Here is a 3,585-nt window from a genome sequence, read left to right as displayed (position 1 = left end):
CTCCGCCAAGCATGCTCAAGCTTCACGATTATTGCAACAGAGCCCTCCCGGAAGCTCTGGGGGGAGTTTCGATGACTGAGCGGGTGGCCGAACAAGTGCGGCGACTGCTGCACGAGCAGCCGGAGCTTGAAGTCGTGTTCACCGATGCGCTCACCGCCGACAGTTACCTCCACAGTGGGCGCAGCGGCCGCCCAGTGCTGTTCCTGCACACGGCGCACCGCCAGCTCGTTGACGAGCTGCGCGGCCGCGGTGATGACCCCGGCCGACCGCACTAGTCCAATGGGCGGGAGGCGTTGCGCAGCTCGTCGACGACTTCGCGATGCTGTGGGTGTACGAACAGGATGAGGGCCTGGCCGTGCGTGCTCAGAAGATGACTGTCGACGGTGATTGCGTCCACGAATCGGATGTCGACGGCAGGATCTTCCAGGAGGGCGCGGCGAATTGCCGCGAGGGTGCGAGCGACGGTCATGGCCGTGTCGGCAGGCTAGTGGGCCGCGCCGAGTTCGACGAGGAGGACGCCGCCGATGATGAGGGCGATGCCGAGCGCCATGACCCAGGTGAAGGGCTCTTTGAACAGGAACTTGCTGGCCACTGCGGTGAGGGCGACGCCGGAGGCGGCCCAGATGCCGTAGGCAACACCGATGCCGAGCCCGAGGGCAAGGACTTGGGTGAGGAAGAAGAACGCGCCGAGGTAGCCCACGACGACGGCGATGTAGAACAGTTTCCGTCCGCCGGTTGCCAGGCGCAGGGAGAGCGCCGCGCCGACTTCGAGGACGATCGCGAGGATGAGGAAGAGCCAGACCATCAGATGCTCGCCTCCCTCTTGCGCTGCGCCGCTTGCGATCCGAGTTCGACGGTGAGAACACCGCCGATGATCAACGCCAGGCCGAGGATCATCACGCCGGTCAAGGGCTGTCCGAACAGAAGTGCCGCCAGCACCGCCGTCAGGGCGACGCCCATCGCGCCCCAGATCCCGTACGCAACCCCGAGGGCCATCCCCTCGCGTAGAACGAGCGCGAGAAGCGTGAACGCGCCGACGTAGCCGATCGCGACGAGGATGTACCAGGCGGGGTGGTCCTGGCCGGCTTGGAGGGCGAGGGAGCCGGCGACTTCACTGATGATCGCGCCGGCAAGCAGGAGCCATTTCTTCATAGTCAGTCCTTCACGAGGTTGTGGGCGAAGGCGCGGAGCTGCGCCAGGTCGCCGGGGGTAGGAGGGGAGACGTTGGCGGCTTCGGCAAGCCACCCGCCATCGGCCAGGAGGCGGGCGGCGAGCAACCGGGTGCGTTCGTCCGGGGCGACGTCATCGGGCACGACGAGCCAGGGCGCGAGACGTTCGGCCCAGCGCTGCGTGAGCGAGCGGCGCAGCTTCGGATCACTCATCGCCACCAGGTCGGTTTCATCGAAACCCCCGGACAGTGACCAGTCGACATACGCGCCGATGCGCGCGGCCGGCGCCGCGCCCTCCGGCGACGACCCGAGGCGTGCGACCAGCGCCTCTTCCCAGCGGTCCAAAACGGAGTCCACCAGGGCGAGCATGAGGGCTTCCTTCGTGGGGAAGTGATACATCACCCCCGGCTTGGTCAGCCCCACACTTCGGGCCACGGAATCCAGAGACACCGCCCGCCCCTCGTCGAGCTGAGAGAAGGCGGCCGCCAGGATCGCGGGGCGAGGATCGGTGCGCATGAGTGTAGGTTACCATTCGGAAGGTAACCAGGCCATCCAGCAGATTGCCGGCGCATAGGTTCATCACCGCGAGCCGAGTAGGCCGAAAACGATCGTTTTCGGGCAGCCGTGCCGGACGGCCCGCCGAGGCAGCGACACGCCGTTATCTGACCGACCGAAACCTATGACCGAAACCAACCCCGACCCGAAACCCGACCTATACCGTTTGCGGGCAGGCCGGTAAAATCAGGAGTACACCAGGAGGTGCAGCATTATGTCGCAACCATCATTTGACGTAGAGGCCCGCTGGCCCGAGCTGTTCGACCAGCTCGACGCTGACCAGCGCCGAGCCGTTGTGCGCTCGCTCGCGGCAGGCTGGCATGAGGGATGGGAGCCGAACCGCGAAGACGTGGCCGACCTCATCGACTACACGCGCGGCGCGCTGACGTTCGAGGACTACGAGGCGCGCACCGCCGCTAAGGCGGCGCGCATCGCCGGAGCGGCCGCTACGCTCTGATGCCGCACCAGTTCGATTCGTGGGAGTCATACTTTTACCCGGAGACGTACAACGCGCAGACCCGCAATGGCGTGCTGCGCAACATACCGGACATTCGAGACGCCGCAGCGCTGCGCACCTACGACTACCGCATGTCGTTTGCGCGCCGCATCGAGCTTGAGTTGCGCCCGGAGCTTGTGACTCGCACGTTCGACGGCGAGCACATGAAGCAGATTCACGGCCACCTCTTCGGCTCGACCTTTGAATGGGCTGGTCAGTACCGAACGGTGAACATGGCGAAGGGCGGCGGAGCCGCTTTCGCTGATGCTCACAACGGCGCGATAGACGCCTACTTAGACAACGTGCGCGTGATGGTCGAGCGCACCGATTGGGCGCAGCTCAGCCACGCCGAGTTCTCGGAGCGCGCCGCCGAAATCTTCGCCTGGACAAACCAGAGTCATCCGTTCAGAGAGGGCAACGGACGCACTACCAAGGTGTTCATGGAGCACGTTGCGGAGCGCTCACCGTACACGCTTGAGTTCGAGCGCGTGCCCGAGGAAGTTTGGAATATGGCATCGGCCGCGACGCGGCCGCCGCTGGGGGAGTACCTACCCAACCATGTTCCGATGGTGCCCGTGTTCGAGCACGCGGCCGTGCCGCGGTCGAACGTGCTGATGCACGAGGGCGGCCGCGTCACAGGCGACGCAGCGCCCGAGAAGCCGATGACGCTTGGAGAGCGCATCGAGCGCAAGGTGAACGAGCTGCGCGAGGCTCGGCCGAGCAAGCCGAAGCACGCAGCAGATCGCGGCCGGGATATGCCCGAGCTGGGCGACGGATCGAAGCCGAAGCCGCCCGAGCGTGGCCCGAGCTTAGGACGATAGCCGTGAGGCTCGGATATACCCGTGTCAGCACCCGCGAGCAGAATGCAGACTCGCAGATCGCCCGCCTCGAACAGGCAGGGTGCGAACGAATTTTCGTTGACGTTGGCTATTCAAGTCGCGTTGAGGATCGACCCGATTGGATCGAGTGCCGGAAGATTCAGCGCCCCGGTGATGAGCTGGTGATTCCCTCGCTCGACCGCGTGGCAGGCACTGACAGCATCGCTATCTCGGTTATCCGTGACCACGCAGCGCGTGGCGTGAAGCTGCGCAGCCTCGATGAACCGTGGATGGACATAGACCCGTCAACAGCGATGGGTGAAGCCATGCTCAAGATCATGGCGACGCTCGCGCAGCTTCGCGTCGATATGATCCGTGAGAACACCCGCAGAGGCGTCGAGCACGCGCGCTCCCAGGGTCGCGTCGGCGGCCGCCCGACCGTCATGACACCCGAGCGCATCGCAATGGCGAAGACCATGCGGGAGGCTGACCCGCCGATGAGCTACGAGCAAATCGCGGGCTCTGTTGCAAAGATTGGCGGCAGTCA

The 3,585-nt window shown here is 65.2% G+C and carries 8 protein-coding genes; 4 read left to right on the top strand and 4 right to left on the bottom strand.

What is annotated here, in order from left to right; all coding sequences use genetic code 11:
* Positions 1-71 precede the first annotated feature (71 nt).
* Positions 72-275, top strand: coding sequence for a hypothetical protein (locus tag HMPREF3097_RS00850; RefSeq protein ID WP_005053843.1), 204 nt, complete (start codon positions 72-74; stop codon positions 273-275).
* Here the strand turns inward: HMPREF3097_RS00850 and HMPREF3097_RS00845 are convergent.
* Genes HMPREF3097_RS00845 through HMPREF3097_RS00830 form a run of 4 tightly spaced genes read right to left on the bottom strand, consistent with a single transcriptional unit; the run spans position 272 to position 1,685 of the window.
* On the bottom strand, positions 272-469 hold the full coding sequence (locus HMPREF3097_RS00845; RefSeq protein ID WP_005053846.1) for a hypothetical protein: 198 nt from the start codon (positions 467-469) through the stop codon (positions 272-274). The two genes, HMPREF3097_RS00850 and HMPREF3097_RS00845, sit on opposite strands and share 4 nt — an antisense overlap.
* Positions 470-484: 15 nt before the next feature.
* Complete coding sequence (locus tag HMPREF3097_RS00840; protein ID WP_019160223.1) at positions 485-805, bottom strand: DMT family transporter; 321 nt, start codon at positions 803-805, stop codon at positions 485-487.
* Positions 805-1,152, bottom strand: a complete 348-nt coding sequence (locus tag HMPREF3097_RS00835; RefSeq protein WP_005053852.1) for a DMT family transporter — start codon at positions 1,150-1,152, stop codon at positions 805-807. Before HMPREF3097_RS00835 ends, HMPREF3097_RS00840 begins: the two co-directional genes overlap by 1 nt.
* Positions 1,153-1,154: 2 nt before the next feature.
* Positions 1,155-1,685: a TetR/AcrR family transcriptional regulator gene (locus HMPREF3097_RS00830; protein ID WP_019174037.1), complete on the bottom strand. Its 531-nt coding sequence runs from the start codon at positions 1,683-1,685 to the stop codon at positions 1,155-1,157.
* 253 nt (positions 1,686-1,938) lie between these two features.
* Here HMPREF3097_RS00830 and HMPREF3097_RS00825 point away from each other — a divergent pair, with 253 nt between their 5' ends.
* The 3 genes from HMPREF3097_RS00825 to HMPREF3097_RS00815 all read left to right on the top strand — a co-directional run.
* On the top strand, positions 1,939-2,181 hold the full coding sequence (locus HMPREF3097_RS00825) for an antitoxin VbhA family protein (protein ID WP_019174038.1): 243 nt from the start codon (positions 1,939-1,941) through the stop codon (positions 2,179-2,181).
* Positions 2,181-3,041, top strand: coding sequence for a Fic/DOC family protein (locus HMPREF3097_RS00820; protein WP_070424185.1), 861 nt, complete (start codon positions 2,181-2,183; stop codon positions 3,039-3,041). The genes HMPREF3097_RS00825 and HMPREF3097_RS00820 overlap by 1 nt, the downstream gene beginning before the upstream one ends.
* Positions 3,042-3,043: 2 nt before the next feature.
* A partial coding sequence (locus HMPREF3097_RS00815; RefSeq protein WP_070760161.1) for a recombinase family protein occupies positions 3,044-3,585 on the top strand: 542 nt, incomplete at its 3' end.

Source organism: Corynebacterium sp. HMSC27B11, from assembly GCF_001815985.1.
Taxonomy (GTDB): Bacteria; Actinomycetota; Actinomycetes; order Mycobacteriales; family Mycobacteriaceae; genus Corynebacterium.
This window is presented reverse-complemented; position numbering and strand designations above follow the sequence as displayed.

Bases quoted from the DNA above. Each gene is read 5' to 3' on its own strand.
- HMPREF3097_RS00850 (WP_005053843.1), top strand. From the start codon at position 72: ATGACTGAGCGGGTGGCCGAACAAGTGCGGCGACTGCTGCACGAGCAG.
- HMPREF3097_RS00845 (WP_005053846.1), bottom strand. From the start codon at position 469: ATGACCGTCGCTCGCACCCTCGCGGCAATTCGCCGCGCCCTCCTGGAA.
- HMPREF3097_RS00840 (WP_019160223.1), bottom strand. From the start codon at position 805: ATGGTCTGGCTCTTCCTCATCCTCGCGATCGTCCTCGAAGTCGGCGCG.
- HMPREF3097_RS00835 (WP_005053852.1), bottom strand. From the start codon at position 1,152: ATGAAGAAATGGCTCCTGCTTGCCGGCGCGATCATCAGTGAAGTCGCC.
- HMPREF3097_RS00830 (WP_019174037.1), bottom strand. From the start codon at position 1,685: ATGCGCACCGATCCTCGCCCCGCGATCCTGGCGGCCGCCTTCTCTCAG.
- HMPREF3097_RS00825 (WP_019174038.1), top strand. From the start codon at position 1,939: ATGTCGCAACCATCATTTGACGTAGAGGCCCGCTGGCCCGAGCTGTTC.
- HMPREF3097_RS00820 (WP_070424185.1), top strand. From the start codon at position 2,181: ATGCCGCACCAGTTCGATTCGTGGGAGTCATACTTTTACCCGGAGACG.